The 21,881-nt window shown below is 45.3% G+C and carries 20 protein-coding genes; 13 read left to right on the plus strand and 7 right to left on the minus strand.

The annotated features are described in order from the left end of the window. Positions 1 to 19: 19 nt before the first annotated feature. Together XZ46_RS14045 and XZ46_RS14050 are read left to right on the plus strand one after the other, a co-directional pair. Positions 20 to 1,633: a bifunctional ADP-dependent NAD(P)H-hydrate dehydratase/NAD(P)H-hydrate epimerase gene (locus XZ46_RS14045; RefSeq protein ID WP_008051319.1), complete on the plus strand. Its 1,614-nt coding sequence runs from the start codon at positions 20 to 22 to the stop codon at positions 1,631 to 1,633. 106 nt (positions 1,634 to 1,739) lie between these two features. Further along, positions 1,740 to 2,498 carry a M23 family metallopeptidase gene (locus tag XZ46_RS14050; RefSeq protein ID WP_006625266.1) on the plus strand — a complete coding sequence of 253 codons (759 nt, stop codon included), beginning with the start codon at positions 1,740 to 1,742 and terminating at the stop codon, positions 2,496 to 2,498. 62 nt (positions 2,499 to 2,560) lie between these two features. Here XZ46_RS14050 and XZ46_RS37850 read toward each other — a convergent pair whose 3' ends face one another. Continuing rightward, a complete protein-coding gene (locus XZ46_RS37850) occupies positions 2,561 to 3,841 on the minus strand; it encodes an SDR family NAD(P)-dependent oxidoreductase (RefSeq protein ID WP_315644978.1) in 1,281 nt (426 codons plus the stop codon). 1,186 nt (positions 3,842 to 5,027) lie between these two features. Between XZ46_RS37850 and XZ46_RS35025 the strand changes: the two genes are divergently transcribed. Next, positions 5,028 to 5,183, plus strand: a complete 156-nt coding sequence (locus tag XZ46_RS35025) for a hypothetical protein (RefSeq protein WP_162198556.1) — start codon at positions 5,028 to 5,030, stop codon at positions 5,181 to 5,183. 64 nt (positions 5,184 to 5,247) lie between these two features. On the opposite strand, the gene cobM is transcribed toward XZ46_RS35025, so the two are convergent. From cobM to XZ46_RS14070, 3 genes are all read right to left on the minus strand, one after another. Beyond that, positions 5,248 to 6,045 (minus strand): precorrin-4 C(11)-methyltransferase, encoded by a 798-nt coding sequence (gene cobM / locus XZ46_RS14060; RefSeq protein ID WP_008051322.1) that lies wholly within the window; start codon positions 6,043 to 6,045, stop codon positions 5,248 to 5,250. Positions 6,046 to 6,281: 236 nt separating this feature from the next. Continuing rightward, the gene (lgt, locus tag XZ46_RS14065) at positions 6,282 to 7,130 is read right to left on the minus strand and encodes a prolipoprotein diacylglyceryl transferase (protein ID WP_006625257.1); all 849 of its coding nucleotides are present in this window, start codon (positions 7,128 to 7,130) and stop codon (positions 6,282 to 6,284) included. A gap of 3 nt (positions 7,131 to 7,133) precedes the next feature. Next, complete coding sequence (locus XZ46_RS14070) at positions 7,134 to 8,036, minus strand: tetratricopeptide repeat protein (RefSeq protein ID WP_008051324.1); 903 nt, start codon at positions 8,034 to 8,036, stop codon at positions 7,134 to 7,136. Between the two features lie 349 nt (positions 8,037 to 8,385). Here XZ46_RS14070 and patR point away from each other — a divergent pair, with 349 nt between their 5' ends. The 4 genes from patR to XZ46_RS29570 all read left to right on the plus strand — a co-directional run bounded on the left by patR (position 8,386) and on the right by XZ46_RS29570 (position 10,398). Beyond that, positions 8,386 to 9,321 (plus strand): heterocyst master regulator PatR, encoded by a 936-nt coding sequence (gene patR / locus XZ46_RS14075; RefSeq protein ID WP_006625255.1) that lies wholly within the window; start codon positions 8,386 to 8,388, stop codon positions 9,319 to 9,321. Positions 9,322 to 9,513: 192 nt separating this feature from the next. Next, positions 9,514 to 9,696 carry a hypothetical protein gene (locus XZ46_RS29560; RefSeq protein WP_008051329.1) on the plus strand — a complete coding sequence of 61 codons (183 nt, stop codon included), beginning with the start codon at positions 9,514 to 9,516 and terminating at the stop codon, positions 9,694 to 9,696. 168 nt (positions 9,697 to 9,864) lie between these two features. After that, entirely contained in the window at positions 9,865 to 10,047 is a 183-nt protein-coding gene (locus XZ46_RS29565) for a hypothetical protein (RefSeq protein ID WP_008051331.1), read from the plus strand. A 168-nt stretch (positions 10,048 to 10,215) separates the two neighbouring features. Beyond that, positions 10,216 to 10,398, plus strand: coding sequence for a hypothetical protein (locus XZ46_RS29570; protein ID WP_071829348.1), 183 nt, complete (start codon positions 10,216 to 10,218; stop codon positions 10,396 to 10,398). Between the two features lie 526 nt (positions 10,399 to 10,924). Here the strand turns inward: XZ46_RS29570 and XZ46_RS14080 are convergent. Together XZ46_RS14080 and XZ46_RS14085 are read right to left on the minus strand one after the other, a co-directional pair. Continuing rightward, positions 10,925 to 12,100 carry a homocysteine biosynthesis protein gene (locus XZ46_RS14080; protein WP_008051334.1) on the minus strand — a complete coding sequence of 392 codons (1,176 nt, stop codon included), beginning with the start codon at positions 12,098 to 12,100 and terminating at the stop codon, positions 10,925 to 10,927. Then, on the minus strand, positions 12,097 to 13,245 hold the full coding sequence (locus XZ46_RS14085) for an AI-2E family transporter (protein ID WP_006625250.1): 1,149 nt from the start codon (positions 13,243 to 13,245) through the stop codon (positions 12,097 to 12,099). Before XZ46_RS14085 ends, XZ46_RS14080 begins: the two co-directional genes overlap by 4 nt. 111 nt (positions 13,246 to 13,356) lie before the next feature. Between XZ46_RS14085 and XZ46_RS14090 the strand changes: the two genes are divergently transcribed. Beyond that, the gene (locus XZ46_RS14090; RefSeq protein ID WP_006625248.1) at positions 13,357 to 13,566 is read left to right on the plus strand and encodes a hypothetical protein; all 210 of its coding nucleotides are present in this window, start codon (positions 13,357 to 13,359) and stop codon (positions 13,564 to 13,566) included. Continuing rightward, positions 13,566 to 13,994: a hypothetical protein gene (locus XZ46_RS14095; protein WP_006670389.1), complete on the plus strand. Its 429-nt coding sequence runs from the start codon at positions 13,566 to 13,568 to the stop codon at positions 13,992 to 13,994. The genes XZ46_RS14090 and XZ46_RS14095 overlap by 1 nt, the downstream gene beginning before the upstream one ends. A 16-nt stretch (positions 13,995 to 14,010) precedes the next feature. Here the strand turns inward: XZ46_RS14095 and XZ46_RS14100 are convergent, their stop codons facing one another. Further along, on the minus strand, positions 14,011 to 14,196 hold the full coding sequence (locus XZ46_RS14100; protein WP_006670388.1) for a hypothetical protein: 186 nt from the start codon (positions 14,194 to 14,196) through the stop codon (positions 14,011 to 14,013). Positions 14,197 to 14,451: 255 nt separating this feature from the next. On the opposite strand from XZ46_RS14100, the gene XZ46_RS14105 reads away from it, so the two are divergent. From XZ46_RS14105 to XZ46_RS14120, 4 genes are all read left to right on the plus strand, one after another. Beyond that, positions 14,452 to 14,955, plus strand: a complete 504-nt coding sequence (locus XZ46_RS14105) for a type IV pilin-like G/H family protein (protein WP_008051338.1) — start codon at positions 14,452 to 14,454, stop codon at positions 14,953 to 14,955. Positions 14,956 to 15,186: 231 nt separating this feature from the next. Then, complete coding sequence (locus XZ46_RS14110; RefSeq protein WP_048895425.1) at positions 15,187 to 17,415, plus strand: O-linked N-acetylglucosamine transferase, SPINDLY family protein; 2,229 nt, start codon at positions 15,187 to 15,189, stop codon at positions 17,413 to 17,415. 84 nt (positions 17,416 to 17,499) lie between these two features. Then, complete coding sequence (locus tag XZ46_RS14115) at positions 17,500 to 19,734, plus strand: O-linked N-acetylglucosamine transferase, SPINDLY family protein (RefSeq protein ID WP_008051341.1); 2,235 nt, start codon at positions 17,500 to 17,502, stop codon at positions 19,732 to 19,734. Between the two features lie 50 nt (positions 19,735 to 19,784). After that, on the plus strand, positions 19,785 to 21,113 hold the full coding sequence (locus XZ46_RS14120; protein WP_008051343.1) for a class I SAM-dependent methyltransferase: 1,329 nt from the start codon (positions 19,785 to 19,787) through the stop codon (positions 21,111 to 21,113). Positions 21,114 to 21,881: the final 768 nt, after the last annotated feature.

A 21,881-nucleotide genomic window follows, 5' to 3' on the forward strand; every position in this document is an offset into this window, starting at 1 on the left:
ACCCTTAGCATGATTAATAATGGCAGGCACTCCTAATCGTTTCCAACTTATTCAACAGTTTGCTGTGACCGCTGCCCAAATGCAAGCCATAGAAACTCGCATTTTTGACGCGGGAATGCCTGTGGCAGCTTTAATGGAAAAGGTCGCCCTCAATATTACTCGCCACCTATTGTCGATTTTACACTCTGAGTATACCAGCACACCAGTAAACTTAATTGGGGTTTTGGTGGGACCGGGGCATAATGGGGGTGATGCGTTGGTGGTGGCGCGGGAATTATTATATCGCGGTTATCGCGTCCTGCTATATTCCCCCTTTAGCAAACACAAGCCACTCACCGCAGACCATTTTCGATATGCTGCTAGTTTGGGTATTGAAATTGTAGAGGCGATCGCACAATTAGCAGATTGTGATCTAATTATTGATGGGATGTTTGGCTTTGGCTTAGAACGTCCCATTCAGGGAGACTTAGCACAAATAGTCGAAACTGTCAATAGCTGGTGGAATAAGCCCGTTTTTAGCATTGATATCCCATCAGGTATCCATACTGACACAGGATTAGTGCTGGGAACAGCTATTAGAGCAACCAAAACTTTCTGTTTGGGGTTATGGAAATTAGCCTTTTTGCGGGAAGAAGCCTTACCATGGTTGGGAACTTCCGAGTTAATTGATTTTGATATCCCTGTAACTGATATTCATGCTGTCCTGGGGGTGTCTCCCGACCTAAGGCGACTAACTCCGGAATTGGCGAGATCTCATTTACCTATCCCCCTCCCTCAGAATACCCATAAGTATAAACAGGGGCATTTATTAATTATTGCCGGATCGCGTCGTTATACCGGGGCGGCGCTATTATCAGGTCTGGGGGCGCGGGCTAGTGGAGTGGGAATGCTATCAATAGCTGTCCCAGAGTCGATCAAACCCTTATTGAGTTTTCCACTACCGGAAGCCTTGATTATTGGTTGTCCAGAAACGGATAACGGTGCGATCGCCTCTATTGCTGACCATATAAACTTGGATAGTTATGATGCGATCGCCTGTGGTCCCGGTTTAACCGCTGACAATGTATCCGTCATTCAGACAGTATTAAATAGCCATAGACCCCTAGTTTTAGACGCTGATGGCCTGAACCTGTTAGCCAAACTAGACCCCGTGACTACCCTATCTAACCGTCAGGCTGCAACCATTCTCACCCCCCACCGTCGAGAGTTTAAACGCCTGTTTCCCCAGTTAAATCATGAATCACATACCTCTATCGAGGGGAGTAGGGAAGCAGCCCGTTTAACTGGCGCTGTCGTCATTTTAAAGGGCGCAAGAACCTGTATTGCTACCGCTGAGTCAGTAATCATTAACCCAGAAAGTACCCCAGCCCTAGCCCGTGGAGGCAGTGGCGACGTTCTCACTGGCTTGTTAGGGGGGATACTCGCTATTCAGTCTCTACGGTCACAGCCCCCAGAATTAAGCGCCCAAGTCGCTGTTTGGTGGCACTCACTCGCTGGTATAGTGGCAGCAAGCGATCGCACTGAATTGGGAGTTGATGCTTTCACCTTAACTCAGTATCTCAATTTAAAGCAGTTGTTAAGCCATTTCCCCCAGTTTACTCCTAATGGCAATATACCCAGATACAACAACTAACAAGTTAATTCGGGTTTGCCCCCCTACTCCCTATCTTTCCCTGTCTCCATAGGGCTATATAATTAGTTCCTTAACTTAAACTTAGCCAAATACGGGATAACTAATCATGAAAATTATCATACAACAGAACACCGTCTTAAAACAGAAACCTGTGCAAGCCCATGAACTAACTTCCGCCGATAAAATTTCTATCTATTCTGGCAACCAATACGAAATTACCGACTATAAAGCAGCCGGATATGGACACTTAGAAATTAAATTTAGACCTCCCCATCCTGGACAACGGGAAACCTGGTATATATTCGCCCCTCACGTTCAAATTATAGATGATAAAATAGGCAGCATTAATCAGCCGGTAAATATTAATACTCCCGCAGATATTAACAGCCCAGCCAGCAGTCCCAAACCAGCATCTACTGTTTCCAGTAGTTGGAAATGGCCGATGCGCGGCACTAGCATGGGACCCAGAACTGAGTTTGGTTATGCGAGGGGAAGACTTCATGCTGGGGTTGATATTGGCGGATATACTCCTGATGAATGTTATGCTGCTAGTAATGGGGTGGTGGAGTATGTTAAAAATAATACCAGCGGCGCAGATGGTCGGTCTATTCATATTCGCCGCCCTGATGGTTGGGAACACCGATATTTGCATTTACGGTCAATTAGAGTCAAGGTAAATGATAACGTTTCCCAAGGACAATTAATCGGTATTAGAGGCGGTTCTGGTTTTGGGTACGAAGGACGAGAAATTGATGGCGGCGGCTATTCTATCCATCTCCATTTTGAAATTCGCCGACCTGACGGAACTCCGGTAGACCCCCGCCTATTTCTTCCTAATGATGGTAGTGTCCCTATTGTCGGATGATCTACAAAGTGGCGGCGCGCGATCGCCATATTTCCTGTGGAAATTGGCCATTGACACCGTGCTTAGGCCTGAAGAAAATCTAGTAAAATTAGGCGGTGGGGTTCGCCGATCGCTTTCAACATTCCCGCTTGCTTAGAATAGGCTTGTCCGGCTATAATATCCGCACGGGTTACCAGTTCCATATCCCACCCCTCCCCTAAAATCAGTTGCTCAAGACCTACTTCTAAGGGTCCGTGAAATACATGGCGCACTACCTCTTCTGTCGCATAAGTGCCAAACTCATATAGGGAGGTCGGGACATAGCCAATTTCTTCGAGTAATTCCCTTTTCATGGTTTCTAGGGGGGTTTCCATTGGTTCTATATGACCGCCAAACATCCCCCAAACCCCAGGATAAACTATGGTGGGGATATCGTCCCTTAGCTGTAGGAGAATTTTGTCAGACTGGTACAAAATGGCGATCGCTACTTCTCGAGTAGATTTGTTCATAATCCGGTCCCCATGGCTTCTATGGTGTTTGGAGATTTTAGCCACTAGGCGGTCAAAGTACCAGTTAAGTCCCGGTGATACCAAGCTGTGAAGGCGGTTCAGTAGCGTCATTTCCATTCCCGGAGTGATTGCAAACTCCCCCTTTTCCAGACCTCGCACAATAGCCTCGGCGACATCTTCTGGTTTCCAAATTCCAGCCGTCGCGGTTATCTGTTGCGTTTCTGGCGGTTTAGTCAAGTTTTCTGTCCTCAGTTGTGGCGTATCTGTGTCGGGTGGGTATACTACCGCTATCTTTATCCCCAATGGCTTTAATTCGCCCCGTAAAGCCTCGGCTAACCCCCGTAAGGCAAATTTACTAGGAGAGTAGGCGGCATAGCCATACAGCCCGATTAAACCCGCCCCGGAGGAGATCAGAACTACTGTCCCTTTCCCCCGTTTCACCATCAGCGGAACTATTGCCTTTACTGAGTATAGCGCCCCAAAATAGTTCACTGACATTGTTTGTTCAAAGACTGTTATCGGTATTTCTAGGAAATAACCAGGATAAGCTATGCCCGCTGATGTCACCAATATATCCGGTGTACCTAGCCGATCGCATGAGTTCATCATAGCAGCTTCTATCTCCAGGCGATCGCTCACGTCCGCCGCCAAGGTTAACACCTCTCGCTCAGGGCACAACTTCTCTAGTTCCCTCGCCGCCTTTTCTAATTTTTCACCATCACGCGCAATTAGGGTAATATTCGCCCCTGTCTGAATCAGCAGTTTCGCTATCTCTAAGCCTATCCCACTAGAACCACCCGTGATTATCCCATGTTCTGCTTTCATCTTGAATCTATCCACAGAGGCGATCGCCAATTGACAACTCTCGGCAACTCATGGTAATATATAAGTATAAAGTTTACAATTGAAATCTATGCTTTTTTACAATTATAGTCAATATTTCCATTATCACATAGACTATCACGGGCGCGACCGAAAAGCAACCCCTCCCCCCAAAAAAAGGGATTTTTTTGACAAAACTTAACAAAACTTAACACAATGAGATTGATGGAAGGTGCGTCAGTCAGTCAGTGGCTGGGTGTTGATGTGGTGGTGTCCGAATGACACACCCTACCCTCTGGTTGGGGAATTTTTGGGGTTATAGGCGATCGCCTGACACACCCTACCCTCTGAAGCATTGAAGGTGCGTCAGTCAGTCAGTGGCTGGGTGTTGATGTGGTGGTGTCCGAATGACACACCCTACCCTCTGGTTGGGGAATTTTTGGGGTTATAGGCGATCGCCTGACACACCCTACCCTCTGAAGCATTGAAGGTGCGTCAGTCAGTCAGTGGCTGGGTGTTGATGTGGTGGTGTCCGAATGACACACCCTACCCTCTGGTTGGGGAATTTTTGGGGTTATAGGCGATCGCCAATTGACAAGTCTCGGCAACTCATGGTAATATATAAGTATAAAGTTTATAATTGGAATTTATGCTTTTTTGAAATTATAGTCAATATCTCAATTATGATATAGACTATCACGGACGCGACCGAAAAGCAACCCCTCCCCCCAAAAAAAGGGATTTTTTTGACAAAACTTAACAAAACTTAACACAATGAGATTGATGGAAGGTGCGTCAGTCAGTGGCTGGGTGTTGATGTGGTGGTGTCCGAATGACACACCCTACCCTCTGGTTGGGGAATTTTTGGGGTTATAGGCGATCGCCTGACACACCCTACCCTCTGAAGCATTGAAGGTGCGTCAGTCAGTCAGTGGCTGGGTGTTGATGTGGTGGTGTCCGAATGACACACCCTACCCTCTGGTTGGGGAATTTTTGGGGTTATAGGCGATCGCCTGACACACCCTACCCTCTGAAGCATTGAAGGTGCGTCAGTCAGTCAGTGGCTGGGTGTTGATGTGGTGGTGTCCGAATGACACACCCTACCCTCTGGTTGGGGAATTTTTGGGGTTATAGGCGATCGCCTGACACACCCTACCCTCTGAAGCATTGAAGGTGCGTCAGTCAGTCAGTGGCTGGGTGTTGATGTGGTGGTGTCCGAATGACACACCCTACCCTCTGGTTGGGGAATTTTTGGGGTTATAGGCGATCGCCAATTGACAAGTCTCGGCAACTCATGGTAATATATAAGTATAAAGTTTATAATTGGAATTTATGCTTTTTTGAAATTATAGTCAATATCTCCATTATGATATAGACTATCACGGACGCGACCGAAAAGCAACCCCTCCCCCCAAAAAAAGGGATTTTTTTGACAAAACTTAACAAAACTTAACATTTTGGCGAAATAAGTGGGAGTGTTGCGGGTGATAAAGGCTAGACCTGGCGGTAGGGTTAGCACCCAATGCGGGAGTTATGAGATAGAGTGTGGTGCGTGTCAAATTTTCTTGTTGAGTAACTTCAGCCATTTGATGTAGGGGAACTACCCTAATTTTCTCATCAAGCCATCCCAGACGATAACAAATAGCGACCTGTGTTTGGGGGGGATAATGTGCGATTAACTTATCTTGGGCGGTAGCGACATGACGCGCACTGAGATAGAGACATAAACTAGCTTGATGGGCTGCTAAACTCGCCAACTCTTCTGAGGGAGGAACACCCGTAGCACGTCCACTGACGCGGGTTAAAATGATAGTCTGGACTAACTCAGGAATAGTTAACTCCAGCTTGAGTTTAGCGGCGGCATCTTGAAAAGCACTAATACCGGGGACTATTTCCAAATCAATACCCATCTCTAAGAGTTGGCGTATCTGTTCATAAATAGCCCCATATAGGCTAGGGTCTCCCGAATGTAGACGGACAACCGATCGCCCTTTTTGGACTCTATCTATCATAACAGGTAGGATATCCTCAAGGGTCAGATTAGCCGTGGGGATAATTTCTGCATCCTGACGCACACCGACTAACATTTGCGGGGGTATCAAGGAATCAGCAAACAGAATCACATCAGCTTGAGTCAAAAGTTTTTGGGCTTTAACTGTGAGTAATTCTGGGTCGCCTGGTCCTGCCCCTACAATATACACCATTGGTGGCAATGATTCTCGGGTTGTGCCATTCATAGCAAAAATTTTTGCCGTCCCAGTAATTTCATTCCGGATTATATCAGAGTTAGGTGGTAACTAGGTATGGTAGATGCACCCTGGTTGATGCCCTGGAGAGAAACAAACTCCGGGGCCTTTTTTATCTTCTATCATTCTGGGAGATTGTTGTCAACCAATGGCAACCAATGGCAACCAATGGCAACCAATGGCAACCAATGGCAACCTAGGGGACTTTGGTTGGGGTGGGTTGATGGCTAGAAATCAGATTTGACGACATCAGGTAAATGGCGTTGGAAAACATATAACCATAGTAGACCTGCCATTCCCAATAGGATACCGCCGAAGCTAATCAATTGGGCTATTCTAAAGGGTCCTAACATAAGGCTATCAGTTCGGAGTGCTTCAATCCAAATTCGTCCAGAACTGTAGGCGATCGCATAAACTAAAAAAATGCTGCCTAACTTGAGGGGAGGCTTTTGTTGGAGGTCTCGGAAAAACAGGGTTAGCAGTAAGCCAAAGACGAGGAAATTCCAGATTGACTCATAGAGGAAAGTGGGATGAAAATACTGATAGTCCTGATAACCGAGAAGTCGGTAGGGGGGAGATATGTATAACTTCCAGGGTAAGTCTGTCGGACCGCCAAAGGCTTCGGAGTTAAAGAAATTTCCCCAGCGTCCGATAGCTTGACCTAAAATCAAGGCAGGTGCGACCAAATCAGCTAACAGCCAAAAGGAGACCTGATTAATTTTGGCAAAAATGAGCGCCGCGAGGATACCCCCGATAATTGCGCCATGAATAGCGATGCCACCTTTCCAAATGGCAATAATACTAGCGGGGTCGTTAGCATAATTCTGCCATTGAAAGGCAACATAGTAAAGTCGGGCGGCGGGAATTGCACCAATTATCAACCAAATCACCAAATCCCCCATTAACTCTGGGTTGACATGGCGGCGACTGGCGAGATATTGACAGAGGGTGACACCAATTAACACCGCCGAAGCAATTAGTAAACCATACCAGCGAATTGATATGGGACCGACTTCTAAGATGGTCGGTCCGGGAGAGGTAAATTGAAACCCGACAGGGAGATATTGAATGAGCATGGATTATTCGGGTAGTCCTGTACCATCAGTTTCCACAGCCTCGGTTTCTGTGGTAGCTTCGGGGGAAGTTTCCATAGTTGGGGAAGTGGGTGTCATTCCTGCCTGTAGTTTAATTTGATCTCTAAAGCCGGCGGGGGCTAAGTCTATGGCTTCCGCAAATAGTAACTCGGCATCTTCAGGATTACCCTGTTGTCTGAGTATGATAGCTTTAGCTAGGACGGGGCGGAAGTCTGACTCGCTATTTTTGATGGCTTCATCATAAACGGCGATCGCTTCTTGGTAACGTTGCTGTTCGGCGTAAACCTGCCCTAAGATTAGTTGGATGGAGATTTCGTCAATACTTCCGGCTTGGGCTTGATTAATCTGTGGTGCTGATTTGAGGGTGTCTTCCAATAAGCCAATGGCGGCTTCGGGGCGGTTTTGGGAAATCAGGAGGCTAACGAGTCCCTGTAGGGCTTGAACTTCTCCGGGTCGCTGTTCTAAAATTTTTCGATAACTTTGAGCCGCACCTTCCGGATTGCCTGTATACTCTTGAGCTTGAGCTAATAGAATCCCATATTCTGGAGTTTCCGGGTGTAATTGCGCGAGTCGCTGTAAAGGTTCAACAACATCTGCGACCTGTCCTTGACCTTGACTGATTAACTCAAATTTAGCTTGCAGAAATCCCCGTAAGGCTGTCTCGTTATCGGGTTCTCTTTGTAAAACCAATTGATAGCCCCTGGCTTGGTCTTGGAGGTCTTGGAGTTGAGCGCCGCTAATATTGGAAACGGCGGTCTGATTCCCGGCGGACTCGGATGAATCGTTTCTGAACAGTCCTCCCAGCAAGGGGGCCATGGAAAATCCCACAAATGCGATTAGGGATAGCACTAAAATTACCCCAACCACGCCACGACGTTTATCTACCATAACTTCTAAATTCCTGCTTTCTCCCAGCTAATACCACTGCTAATCACATGGTAGCAGAATGGATCACCGGAATGGGTTACGGATTTCGCTTTTGTCTAATGGGATTTAGTACAATAAGCATATCGGCGTAATTGCTGTTAAATAGGCGATCGCCATAGTTCTACCTGATGAGTTCTGATCTATCCTAGCCACCGATAGGTCTAGTTCTGTGGATGTGGAGTCGGTTTCTCGGGGTATTATCCACCCTAATATCTGACTTGATTAACGCAGAGGAGATTCTGATGGTAGTGTATCACCTAGAAAATCATGCCGTTTTCGGTATGGTATGTTTCTTCCACTTTGAGGTTTTATGAGTCCTTCTCCGAATAAATTTCCCCAAGTCCCCGCTTCCCCCCCTATCCCACCTCAACCAGGTGTTGAGCAACCAGAGGTGGAAAGTTCTCAAGTTCAACAGATAGATGATGCCACAGCGCCTAAGTTGTCTGAAAATACGCCGTTACCTACCCCCGATAATGATGTTAAACAGCTATCAGATGATAGCGATCGCTTAGTTCACCCTATACCTCCCCCTAGTGAGCCTCGCCAATATAGGGCGATCGGTTTGGTGCGCGGGTGTTATCATGCTTCGGGTGAACAGTTTACCCAAGGTGTTCTTCGCACTGTCGAGGGGGCGGAAATTGATGCGGTTCTGTTGGGACGGGTCATGAGTTTAGTTAAAAAACATATTGACCTGGAGGCTGAACATCTTTGGGTGGTTTATCCTCGCACTCGCCAGAAGCAAGATGATCTGCACGTGCAAATTATGGGAGTTTGGGAGCCTCAAACTTTGACTCAATCTGATGATGACTCTACGGAGATAGATAACATATCCCTCGATATTTCCCCGCAGTCTCAGGCTTTACCGGATATCGAACATGGTTATTTCTCCATTCGAGGTGAGATTGTTTATCAGTCTCAGGATGAACCTCAATATGCGATCGTCAAAATCCGACAATCCTCTCGCCATGAAAACGAAAAACCCAAGTTCTTTAAATTAAAATTACTGGGGATGGTCGGTCTCCGACCTGTCGGACATTTTATAGACCTTCATGCCCGTCTGATGGGTAATGATTTAGTGGTTGAGGAAAGCCACGATATCGGGGCTTTACCTATTAAGGGTAAAAGACCTTTTAAACCCGGTAAACCCAGGGACAGTTTCCCGCGATCGCCTCGTCCTGATACTAAGCCCCGCCGCACTCCCACGCCAAAACCTATTCCCCGAAAACCTCCTAAAACTCAAGATTAGTTAGACCCGCTAACCCCTTAGCACTCACAGTTAACAGTCCTCTCGGTCTGTCTAACATACTCAGGGACAATTCCTTGATTGTCCCTGATGCACATTTTGGTAATTTTGTCAACCCCCCCTCAAAACGCCGAAAAAAAACTCGTGCATCGCCAGCAAATTCACGAATCAGAGTGAGGGTTATGGGTGGGGTAGGTGAAGCGAGAAAATGCAGGTTTGAGGCGATCGCTTTCTACCGGAAATCCGCTACAGAGTCCCTATAGATACAACAAAGGTATTTTCACATATAACCTCATGTTATCAGAAGCCCAAAACGGTGTCAAGTGCCGATTCTCTCGTGACGCAAATGATGACTATTTACCCGGAAATTTGTGGTGACTGATTCAATGTTTAAAATTGTCTCCCGAAATAAATAAGTCACGGCTATGGCAACTGGCGGTTATGCACATTTTGGTAATTTTGTCAACCCCCCCTCAAAACGCCGAAAAAAAACTCGTGCATCGCCAGCAAATTCACGAATCAGAGTGAGGGTTATGGGTGGGGTAGGTGAAGCGAGAAAATGCAGGTTTGAGGCGATCGCTTTCTACCGGAAATCGGCTACAGAGTCCCTATAGATACAACAAAGGTATTTTCACATATAACCTCATGTTATCAGAAGCCCAAAACGGTGTCAAGTGCCGATTCTCTCGTGACGCAAATGATGACTATTTACCCGGAAATTTGTGGTGACTGATTCAATGTTTAAAATTGTCTCCCGAAATAAATAAGTCACGGCTATGGCAACTGGCGGTTATGCACATTTTGGTAATTTTGTCAACCCCCCCTCAAAACGCCGAAAAAAAACTCGTGCATCGCCAGCAAATTCACGAATCAGAGTGAGGGTTATGGGTGGGGTAGGTGAAGCGAGAAAATGCAGGTTTGAGGCGATCGCTTTCTACCGGAAATCCGCTACAGAGTCCCTATAGATACAACAAAGGTATTTTCACATATAACCTCATGTTATCAGAACCCCAAAACCCTGTCAAGTGCCGATTCTCTCGTGGCGAAAATGATGACTATTTTCACGGAAATTTGTGGTGACTGATTCAATGTTTAAAATTGTCTCCCGAAATCGATAAGTCACGGCTATGGCAACTGGCGGTTATGCACATTTTGGTAATTTTGTCAACCCCCCCTCAAAACGCCGAAAAAAAACTCGTGCATCGCCAGCAAATTCACGAATCAGAGTGAGGGTTATGGGTGGGGTAGGTGAAGCGAGAAAATGCAGGTTTGAGGCGATCGCTTTCTACCGGAAATCCGCTACAGAGTCCCTATAGATACAACAAAGGTATTTTCACATACAGCCTGTTCAGAAATCATCTGATCACCTCTCAAAGTCCCTCTCCCTCTCTGGGAGAGGGATTTAGGGTGAGGGCAATGTATTAAGCGACTGGTGAACAAGCTGTATAACCATTAGTTATCATAAACCCAAAACCCTGTCAAGTGCCGATTCTCTCGTGGCGAAAATGATGACTATTTTCACGGAAATTTGTGGTGACTGATTCAATGTTTAAAATTGTCTGCCTAAATTGATAAGTCATGGCTATTGTCGGAGTAGGGGATAAAATCAATCTAAACGTATTTGAGAACCCCAAATATCTTGGGGGATAAAAGACCTGTCCATAGGGATAGGAGCGACAGGTTCAGTGAGGGTAAAATTGCCAGACTCTATCCATTCCTTGAGTTCCTCCGCGACCTGTCGAGAGCGGGAAATACTGGCGAGGGGGGCGGTGCGGACGGTTTTACCCTCAATTTGGATACGACCGCTTTTGAGTTGAGCGTATGTTACCAAACCGAAGGTCGGGCGAACCCGGCGGGGGATAGCAAAATCGACGACTGGCGCAACAATATCCTCATCAGCAATAGCAGCGCGCAAAACCACTTCTTCATTAAGCACAGGTAAAGGAATGCCAATGCCTAACATGAGAGAGGGTCCGTGTTGTTTAAAATAGCAGCCTCGCACCCAATAGGGGTTCATTTTTTTAGCATCACCGATAACGGCTAGGGTGGCGGCGGGTCCTATGGGTGTGCGGTTAGGTAATTTTTTTTGGATGGGGAAATGTTGGGTTCCTTCCCAGGTGATATAACCAATTCCTCCCCCTAAAAAAATGCGAGTTCCTATGCCGATTAATTGTAGGTCGGGGTCATTGAATAGGGGAGATATCGCGCCAGAGTTGGAGTAAACTGCATTACCTAAAAATGGTTGTAGGGGTCCGAGGTAGGTAAATAAAGGCCGATCGCCACCATTAACGCCAATGATAAAATTCTGGTATAAATTGCGGGGATTAAATAGATAAAACTGGTTAATTGTATCTTTGTTAATCGAGGTTTCTAGGGAACTACGGGGGTAGCAGTCGGAGGGAGTCCCAACAGCTTGAAGATGGACGGTTTTTCCAGCGATTAAATCTTCGATTACATGACCGCCACCGCGATCGCTTGGTTCATCTCCTTCTTTCACCATTTGGGTAGCGCCAATATATATATCTACTGCGCCAAAACCACTGTAGGCGGGTACACCGTTAAGCCAGCAGGTGCGAATATTGATGGGGGGGTCTGTATGTCCGAGGTTGATAATTGCCCCGGAAGATTCCATGGGTTCAAAGGTTCCGGTGGTGATGACATCGACTTCTTCGGCGACTTGGCTGATGCTGGTTTCTTTGACTCTGGCTTTGAGTTCTTCGATGGTGCAGACAATGGCTTGCTGCTGATTGATTTTGTGGTTGATTTCGGCTATGGTTTTCACTGGTGATTATTCCTGGGATTATGCTCTGGGAGGGTTTCACTGGTTAAAAGTGAGGGTTGGTCGGCGACGGGTTTAAGGGGAGGGGGATTATCCCAAATATCTAGGATATCTCGGATCAGGATTTCTTTGATCAAAACTTGACCGACTACCGCGAGGGGAAAGGCTAACACGAGTCCGCCAAATCCGAAGAAGGTTAGGAAAAATCCTTGGGCGAGAAGGGTGATGGCTGGTAGTAGGGAGACTTGGTAAGCCATTAACGAGGGCATGATTACGGCGGTTTCGATTTGCTGGATGATGATATATAACATCACTACTAATGTGGCTTTCCAGGGAGAGTCTAAAAGGGCGATCGCCATTGGGGGAATGACGCTAACAGCAGGACCTATATTGGGAATTAGGTTCAGCAGTCCCGCGAGAATGGCATTGGCGAAAATTAAGGGGACTCTCAGTATCCACAAGCCGATTACTGTTAGCAGGGTGACACAAATCATGTTGAGTAGCGCACCGATTAGCCAACGACCTAGGGCTATTTCGCAAGTGTCTAGTATGTGGTTCATTCGCCTTCGGTAAAAGGCGGGAATTAGCTGTAAGCTACTGCGACGGTAGGCTTGGGGGTCGGCTAAAAGCATCATGGTCAGGACGAGGATTAATAATATGCTGACTAATCCTTCTACTGTGGTTCCCACCACGACACCAAAACCGCCGATTAGTTGATTACTCAGGGCTTGGGCTTGTTGGATAATTTGTTCGATGCGGATCTGTCTCAGGTCGCGACTGACTTCTGATAGATATTCCCGCAGGGGTCCGTTGAGGTCGGTGCGTAAATAGTCAATTAACAGGTTCAGCAGCTTTAGACCTTGTTCGAGACCAGCGGGGACCTGTTTGGCTAGTTGTTCTAATTGGTTGATTAGGGGGGGGACGACCAATAAAAAGCCGATGATAATCCCTAAGAAGAATAGACTAATCGACAGAAAAACGGCAAGCGATCGCGGTAGTTTCAGACGCTGGAATTGGCGGGTGAGACGGTTTAAGGCGGTGGCTAGGACGACGGCGGCGAAAATCATCAGCAGGGCTTGTTTAATCCGCCACAGGATATATATAGCGATTAAGAAAGCTGTGAAGCCTATCCATGTACCTAGGGTCATTCGACTGTTCAGGGTGAGAGAATTTGCTTTTCTACAGGCGATCGCCTATAGAATAGTGATCTATGATATTAGATTATGTAGTGCGATTCCACTAAAGCCAGCCCGCCACCGATGACCAAACCCAGATATGATGAACAGGAAGATATATCTCGCCACGCAGCGGTAGATGAAGGATGCTGCGAAGATATGGAACGAAAATATGGGTGGAATCTTGTGCGAATTGAGGTAACCTCAGATCCTATCCTTGAGGTTGATTGCGTATTTCTGGGGAAAACGGAGTTTCCTCGGCGTTATAATGAAACTGAGAAGGAGGAAGATTGATGCGAAAATACATCATTTTTCGGGCTGATAAGGGTGAACCTGGTTGGAAAGAACGTAAACTCCAACATACCCAGGGTTTAACTAGAATTTTGGCTGAACATTTCGACTCTTCTGATCAACCTATTCCTGAGTTGGGATATCGACCGAGGGAGTTTGTTCGTATTGATGGGTTGCATAATCCCACTGAACATGGCTACAGCACCCATTATCGCCAGGGGGACTGGGAAGTAACTAGGGTGGAAAGTTACACTCCTGATGTCTCTACGGCTGAGTTTGATATGATCGTGATCTGCTTTTGCAAGTATAGCCCTGTTAATGGTCCTGTGCAACCTATGCCAGAGCGTCGAGTCTCTATAGATAGTTTCGCTGGGGATGAGAAAGGGCTGGAGCAATGGCACGAGTCCCAAAAGAAACCGACTGAGGTTTAGCACCTCTCGGATCTGCTTATCTGTCTAGCCACATTCGCCACGAAAACAGAACCGCCAGCAGGGAAGAGGGGAAGAGAACCGCGAAAAGAGCGATCGCATTGGTTTCGGGAATGGCTAAATTTGGCCCGACATATTTGATCAGTAAGGATAGCCCTAGGGATAGGATCAGGATTTTGGTCACAAATAACAGTTTGTTGTCCATTTATATATAGAATGCCATGGGATGCGATCGCCTATATTTTACCAATTGGTGGCCGCCTTACACCCGAAGGCCATAGAGTCTGACACCCAGCCGCCCTAACCGCCTTAGTCGGTATTCCCCACTGGGAGGGCGATACACGATTTTCCGGAAGAAATTAAAAAAAATTTTGCGGCAGGTGATATGATTTGCGATCGAGGTGGGTAAGTTAGAACTACAGAAAACAAATAACCTCTTTCACCCCGAGGAGAACGAATTATGAAGACTGAACTTAAAGCCAAATTCCTGCAACATATCTCTCAGAAAAAAAGAGACGGTGGTTTCACCTTAATCGAACTGTTAGTTGTAATTATCATTATCGGTATTTTGTCGGCGATCGCTCTGCCTTCCTTCTTAAACCAAGCTAACAAAGCTAGGGAGTCCGAAGCCAGAACATACGTTGGTTCCATCAACCGGGCTCAACAAGCGTTTTACATGGAAAATAGTAACGTGTTTGCTAACTCAATAGCTCAATTGGGTCTGGGTATCAACAGCGCTACAGAAAACTACACTTATAATTTAGCAGCTAATACTGGAGGTGCGGTGGTTAATGCCAAGGGTGCTGCTAATCTCCGGGACTTTGGTGGCCTGGTCTGGGTAGGTGAAACCCTAGGAAACGAAAGTACCACTTTGGCTAAACTGTGCGAAGCGAACAATGCAAACTTTACTGCAAACTTTGCTGCGGGTGCTAATTCCTGTGGAACTGATTTTAGAGCAATTTAATAGATAATCCAGCAGTTTAGGTTTCAGATGGAGTCAGCTAGGTTCTTCAACCCCATTGTCAACTATAGCATTTAGCGATGGCATACGGTGGGACTGTTGAAGCAATAACTATATTGCCCTTGTTGATGATGAAATCAGAAACTGACACAACTTGAAATCATGAAAAATAGGTAGTACATTAGTGCTACCTATTTTGTTTTATAATAGTTAATTGAGTTTATGGCTGGGACTATGATTGATAATCAGATATTGGAAAAGCAGATGAGTTTATCAGCAGAAGCTGATATTTGCTTGCAGAAAAGGGATTATCAACAAGCAGCCATTTTATATGAACAAGCCATCAATCTAAATCCAGACTACAAATATAATTACTGGAAACTGGGGCTAACCCTACTGCTACAGGAGCGGGAGGAAGAAGCCCAGACCACCTGGCTGGTAGCCATGAGCGATGGAGAACCAGAACAGATTGACCTGTGGACGATAGATTTACTCCAGGTGCTATCATCAGAAGCCGACGCACGAACCGCCGCCGAAGACCATTTCGTGGCTTGGGGGATTCGCCAACACATCCAGCAAATAAATCCCGATGATATTAATAATATATTACAGTTAATTGATTTATCAATTACCCTGAAAACCTATACCGGAAATGAGATCGCAGAATATGGACTGGTTTCCTTACTGCAACAGGAGTCCATCAATGTCAATCCAGATTTACTACTGCACCTGTGGAAAAAACTCTTAGTTGTAGATGCAATTAATCCCCTATCTCTGGAATTGGGACAGGCGGTGATTAACCATGTTGGTGAGCAACCGGAGTTTGTCACTAGCCTAATCCCTAAATTATACGATATTGCCTATTCCTTTGCGAAAACAAGTATAGCCAAGGGCTATGGAGAGTTATTGTTGAACCTGGCACCGAATCATCAAGAGTTGCTGAGGGCTTTGGCTCAATTTTGTATTCAATTAACCGAGTATGACGATGGCATTGAATATGCCAGACGTTCCTATCATCTCACTGAATCCCCAGATCAGCAAGCCCTGGATAGCAATTTTATGATCAGTGGTCTGATGTCTCAGGGGGGATGCACAAAGCAAGTGCGAGAGGTGGTAAAACATCAGGAATCATTGCTGGATGCTATGCTGAAAGACCCGCCCCTAAACTTGGGGACTGGGGTTATGCAGTTATATAATACCAACTTTTTCTTTCCTTATGTGAGAGATTGCCCTGCCGTAAACTCACAAACAAAGACTCAAGTTGCTCAAATTTGCCAAGCCAACTTAGAAACTGCTCTGGCAGAAAATATCGCCACATATCAAGCCCGGAATTTACAGAAACGCCATCAAGGAGCCACCAATAAAACCCTAAAGATTGGTTATATATCTTATTGTTTCCGGCGGCATTCTGTGGGTTGGATATCTCGCTGGTTATTTCAACATCACGATCGCCATCAATTTGAAATTTATGCCTATATGATTGGGGCAGAAAATCGACAAGATGCTCTGCAAAACTGGTATGCAGAACAAGCCACCAAGTCTTATCAATATGGAATCGTCAGTACAGAAGTTGCCGAGCAAATTTCTGAAGACCAGATTGATATTCTCGTTGATTTAGATAGCCTGACATTAACCAATACCTGCGCCATTATGGCACTGAAACCCGCACCAGTACAAGTCACCTGGTTGGGATGGGATGCCTCTGCTATACCCACCGTTGACTATTTTATTGCCGACCCCTATGTTTTGCCAGAAAATGCCCAGGATTATTACTCAGAAACTATCTGGCGACTGCCTCAAACCTATGTGGCGGTCGGTGGCTTCGAGGTCGGCATTCCCAGTTTGCGAAGACAGGATATCAATATTCCCGAAAATGCCATTGTTTATTTTACCGCCCAAAGGGGGCCGAAATACAACCCAGAACTCGCCCAACTGCAAATGCAAATTCTGAAACAAGTACCCAATAGTTATCTGATAATTAAGGGATTCGATAAAGAGCAATCCATCGCTGGTCTGTTTTTTGAGTTAGCAGAAGAACAGGGAGTTAGTCGAGAACAGTTGCGACTGACAGGTTCAGTATTGCTGGAGCAAACCCATCGCGCCAATTTAGCTATTGCAGATGTGGTGCTGGATAGCTACCCCTACAACGGCGCAACCACCACCCTGGAAACCCTGTGGATGGGTATTCCTCTCGTGACTAGGGTAGGGGAACAGTTTGCAGCCCGCAATAGTTATACAATGATGATGAATGCTGGTATCACGGAGGGTATTGCTTGGACTGATGAGGAATATGTGGAGTGGGGGGTTCGTCTGGGAACCGATGAAAGGCTGCGCCAGGATATCTCCTGGAAATTACGCAAGTCTAGGCGGACTGCTCCTTTGTGGAATAGTAAACAGTTCACGCGGGAGATGGAAAAAGCCTATCAGGAAATGTGGACAATATATACTAGCGGACAATCATAAATTATCAATTTTTCATGGGCTAATGACTCCCAGGAGTTGATGAGCCAGCATCAATTGAATTCAAGGATAATAGGTATTGTGAAAATGACCAGTGATTTAGTAGCCGAGATTCGTCAGCAAGCCGAAAAGTATCTCCATAATTGCCAATACCAGCAGGCGATTAGATATTATGAAGCAGCTATTGAGGCAGAACCTAATAATAAGTATTATTATTTTTATCTGGGTTTGATGTTGCTGCTAGAAGGTCAAGAGGAAGAAGCCCAAATCACCTGGTTGTTAGCTATCAATGAGGAAGATATAGAACCGGTTGAGTATTGGAGTAATGAATTAAGTAATATTCTCTACCAAGAAGCTAATCGGCAAGCCCAATTAGAAAATCATCAATTAGCCTGGGTGATTCGCCAACATCTTAGAGAACTGAATCCCACAGACATTCATAATTTGCTGGCTTTAATTGATTTGTCAATTGCCATTAATGCCTATACCCCAGATATCATCAAAGACTATGGAATTATTGACATCTTACAAAATAGCTCCTTGAGTGCAAATATTAATCAGGAGTTATTAATCAGAGTTACCGAAAAAGTCTTGCAGGTTGCCACCCTAGAACCCTCATCTTTAGAGTTGCTAACAGCGATGATACCTTATGTTACTAGTGAGGAAAAATTTATCAGAGTCATTATAGATATGACCTTTGATTTAGCCCGTACCGCACATCAACATTTAAAAGCCATAGAGTTATGCCAGATAGGTTTACAGTTAGCACCAAGAAGTAGAGAATTACTGAATTCTCTTGCTGCACTATTTACTGATATAGGGGACTATCCCCAAGGCATAGAATATGCTAAACGTGCCTATTCAGTGGTGGAAACTATACCGGAAAAACTGTGCCAAAGTTTCACCATTCTCAAAGCCCTACTCACTGCGGGTGGATACTGGGATGAACTGTGGGATGTTGTTGAACAACACAAGTTATTAATTGACCAATTGATTGTTGAACATCCTAAGAATCTGGGAACTTCATCAATGGGGGTTGGTCTTTATATAACGTCTTTTTATTTTGCCTATATAGTCGATAATCCTCGGGAAAATATCACCATCAGAAAACAAATTTCTCAGGTGTGTCAATCTAACATGGAAATAGCCTTTCCGCAGCTAATTACCAAATTTCGGGGTCGCCATACCAGTTTGCGGCAGGGGGTACAACCATCCCCAAGGAAACTAAAGATTGGGTATGTTTCATCTTGTTTGAGGAGGCACTCGGTGGGTTGGCTGGCTCGTAGTTTATTTCAATATGGCGATCGCCATAACTTTGAAATTTACACTTACATGACCGAATACAGAGTTTTTTACGATCCGATTCAAGAATGGTATATTGCTAACTCTGACCACATACATAAATATAGTTCTGTCAAGATAGACTTAGCCGAGCAAATTTATGCTGATCAAATAGATATCCTAGTGGATATGGATAGCTTGACCACTTCCAATATGAGTGCGATAATGGCACTTAAACCAGCTCCCATACAAGTGACTTGGCTCGGTTGGGATGCTTCAGCAGTGCCAACAGTTGATTATTTTATTGCTGATCCCTATGTGTTGCCAGAAAATGCTCAAGAATATTATCAGGAAACTATCTGGAGGCTACCTCAAACCTATTTAGCTGTGGATGGTTTTGAAGTATCTGTACCCACCATGACCCGTGCTGATTTAGAAATTCCTGATGATGCAATAGTTTATCTAGGGTTGCAAAGAGGCCCTAAGTACAATCCCCACATCGCCAAGTTGCAATTGGAGATTTTAAGGGAAGTTCCCAATAGTTATTTTCTGGTCAAGGGATTTGGTCAACAAGATTCTTTAAATCAGTTCTTTTTTGACATCGCCAATCAACAAGGAATAACTAGGGAGAGAATTAAATTTATTACGCCCGTAAAATTGGAAGAAGAACATCGTGCTAATTTACTTATAGCAGATGTGGTGCTGGATACCTACCCCTACAACGGCGCAACCACCACCATGGAAACCCTGTGGATGGGTATTCCTCTGGTGACTAGGGTAGGGGAACAGTTTGCAGCCCGCAATAGTTATACCATGATGATGAATGCTGGTATCACCGAGGGTATTGCTTGGACTGATGAGGAATATGTGGAGTGGGGGGTTCGTCTGGGAACCGATGAAAGGTTGCGCCAAGATATCTCCTGGAAACTACACAAGTCTAGGCGGACTGCTCCTTTGTGGAATGGCAAGCAGTTTACCCGCGACATGGAAAAAGCCTATCAGGAAATGTGGCAGCGGTATATTGACGGTGGCAGTTGTTAGCATATACGCTATTATAGCTCTCTGTTAAATTATATGGAGATTCAATCCGAATGTCAACCATAAATGAATCGGACCTACAACGGAAAATTCGCGAGCAGTTCGACTTTACCCTGTATCCTAGAATCCCTATAGAGACATCCCCCAAGACTGATTATGAACGCCTTTATATTCATAACTTGCTGACTCCCTATTATCTGAGAAACCAACAGGTTATTCAAACCGAAGGTAAAGTTATTTTAGATGCTGGCTGTGGTAGTGGATATAAGGCGTTGGCATTAGCATTAGCTAATCCTGGTGCTAAAATCGTGGGTATTGACATCTCCGAAAAGTCCGTAGAAGCCTCCCGCGATAGATTGAAATATCATGGCATAGAAAATGCCGAATTTCATGCTATGTATATTGAGGAACTACCCAGCTTGGGTTGGGAGTTTGACTATATCAATAACGATGAAGTTCTCTACTTACTACCGGATATCGTAGAAGGGTTGCAAGCCATGAAATCGGTGCTGAAACCCGATGGTATTATTAGAACCAATCTACACAGTGCTTTCCAACGCCAAAACTTTTTTAAATCCCAGGAATTTTTTAAAATGATTGGGTTAATGGATGAACAACCCGGAGAAATGCAGATGGAAATGGCGCGAGAAACCATGAAATCTCTGAAAGACCAGGTATTGCTTAAACAACAAACCTGGAATACAAAAAATGCTGAATTAGAAGAGTATCTTTTAAGTAATCATCTATTGCTGGGTGATAAAGGTTTCACTATCCCGGATGTTTTTGCGGCTTTGAAAGCTGCTGATTTAGAGTTTATCAGTATGTTAAATTGGCGACATTGGGAAATTATGGATTTGTTTAAGGATGAAGATGATTTACCTGTTTTTCTCGGGTTGGGTTTAGCGGAAATGTCTACGGAAGACAGGTTACATTTATTTGAACTCCTGCAACCCATGCACCGTTTATTAGATTTTTGGTGTGGTCATCCTCACCAGGGTAAAGATTTTATCCCGGTGTCGGAATGGAGTGATTCCGACTGGAAAACCGCCAGAGTCAGCCTACATCCTCAGTTAGCTAACCCCCAGTCCCGGGAAGATTTAATTAATTGCATTACCAACCACAAACCCTTTGAAATTAGCAAGTATATCAGGTTACCTGTTTTTCTACCAATTCATCTGGATAGTGGCATAGCAGCTTGTTTATTGCCACTGTGGGAGAGGGTTTGCACTATTGAGGAGTTAGTGCAGCGGTGGCAGCAAATTCGACCCATAGACCCCATTACCCTAGAACCTGTTAGCCAGGAAAAAGCCAGGGATGAAATTAAGGAGTTATTAGACACCCTAGACCCATTTTTATATGTGCTGTTAGAACGTTGTGGCTAAACTCTTACAAACCGTAGGTTGGGTGAAACGCAGTGAAACCCAACATCATATCAACTGGTAAAGAAACCGGGTTTCTCAGCCGAAACGGTGGGGCGGGTTTATGAATATAGTCGTCGGGAATTGATAATTGACAGCAGAACCCGCCCCTTTCTCCCCCAGAGGTCAAGAAACCCGGTTTCTCAGCCGAAACGGTAGGGCGGGTTTATGAATATAGTCGTCGGGAATTGATAATTGACAGCAGAACCCGCCCCTTTCTCCCCCAGAGGTCAAGAAACCCGGTTTCTCAAAGAAACCGGGTTTCTCAGCCGAAACGGTAGGGCGGGTTTATGAATATGGTCGTCGGGAATTGATAATTGACGGCAGAACCCGCCCCTACAATTAATTATTAATTATTCATTATTAATTATTACACATATCGTAGACGCACCGCTTTCTCCCCCAGAGGTCAAGAAACCCGGTTTCTCAAAGAAACCGGGTTTCTCAGCCAAACGGTAGGGCGGGTTTATGAATATGGTCGTGGGGAATTGATAATTGACGGCAGAACCCGCCCCTACAATTAATTATTAATTATTCATTATTAATTATTACACATATCGTAGACGCACCGCTTTCTCCCCCAGAGGTCAAGAAACCCGGTTTCTCAAAGAAACCGGGTTTCTCAGCCAAACGGTAGGGCGGGTTTATGAATATGGTCGTGGGGAATTGATAATTGACGGCAGAACCCGCCCCTACAATATAAACGGTAGGGCGGGTTTATTAATATAGTCG

The sequence above is a fragment of the Limnospira indica PCC 8005 genome, from assembly GCF_000973065.1.
In the GTDB taxonomy this organism is placed as follows: domain Bacteria; phylum Cyanobacteriota; class Cyanobacteriia; order Cyanobacteriales; family Microcoleaceae; genus Limnospira; species Limnospira fusiformis.

What these genes read in the sequence shown, in the direction of transcription:
- XZ46_RS14090 (WP_006625248.1), top strand. Translation starts at nt 13,357, where the DNA reads ATGACCAAACCCAGATATGATGAACAGGAAGATATATCTCGCCACGCA.
- XZ46_RS14105 (WP_008051338.1), top strand. Translation starts at nt 14,452, where the DNA reads ATGAAGACTGAACTTAAAGCCAAATTCCTGCAACATATCTCTCAGAAA.
- XZ46_RS14070 (WP_008051324.1), bottom strand. Translation starts at nt 8,036, where the DNA reads ATGGTAGATAAACGTCGTGGCGTGGTTGGGGTAATTTTAGTGCTATCC.
- XZ46_RS14100 (WP_006670388.1), bottom strand. Translation starts at nt 14,196, where the DNA reads ATGGACAACAAACTGTTATTTGTGACCAAAATCCTGATCCTATCCCTA.
- lgt (WP_006625257.1), bottom strand. Translation starts at nt 7,130, where the DNA reads ATGCTCATTCAATATCTCCCTGTCGGGTTTCAATTTACCTCTCCCGGA.
- XZ46_RS14110 (WP_048895425.1), top strand. Translation starts at nt 15,187, where the DNA reads ATGATTGATAATCAGATATTGGAAAAGCAGATGAGTTTATCAGCAGAA.
- XZ46_RS14045 (WP_008051319.1), top strand. Translation starts at nt 20, where the DNA reads ATGGCAGGCACTCCTAATCGTTTCCAACTTATTCAACAGTTTGCTGTG.
- XZ46_RS14115 (WP_008051341.1), top strand. Translation starts at nt 17,500, where the DNA reads ATGACCAGTGATTTAGTAGCCGAGATTCGTCAGCAAGCCGAAAAGTAT.
- XZ46_RS14095 (WP_006670389.1), top strand. Translation starts at nt 13,566, where the DNA reads ATGCGAAAATACATCATTTTTCGGGCTGATAAGGGTGAACCTGGTTGG.
- patR (WP_006625255.1), top strand. Translation starts at nt 8,386, where the DNA reads ATGAGTCCTTCTCCGAATAAATTTCCCCAAGTCCCCGCTTCCCCCCCT.
- XZ46_RS14085 (WP_006625250.1), bottom strand. Translation starts at nt 13,245, where the DNA reads ATGACCCTAGGTACATGGATAGGCTTCACAGCTTTCTTAATCGCTATA.
- cobM (WP_008051322.1), bottom strand. Translation starts at nt 6,045, where the DNA reads ATGAATGGCACAACCCGAGAATCATTGCCACCAATGGTGTATATTGTA.
- XZ46_RS35025 (WP_162198556.1), top strand. Translation starts at nt 5,028, where the DNA reads ATGACACACCCTACCCTCTGGTTGGGGAATTTTTGGGGTTATAGGCGA.
- XZ46_RS14050 (WP_006625266.1), top strand. Translation starts at nt 1,740, where the DNA reads ATGAAAATTATCATACAACAGAACACCGTCTTAAAACAGAAACCTGTG.
- XZ46_RS14120 (WP_008051343.1), top strand. Translation starts at nt 19,785, where the DNA reads ATGTCAACCATAAATGAATCGGACCTACAACGGAAAATTCGCGAGCAG.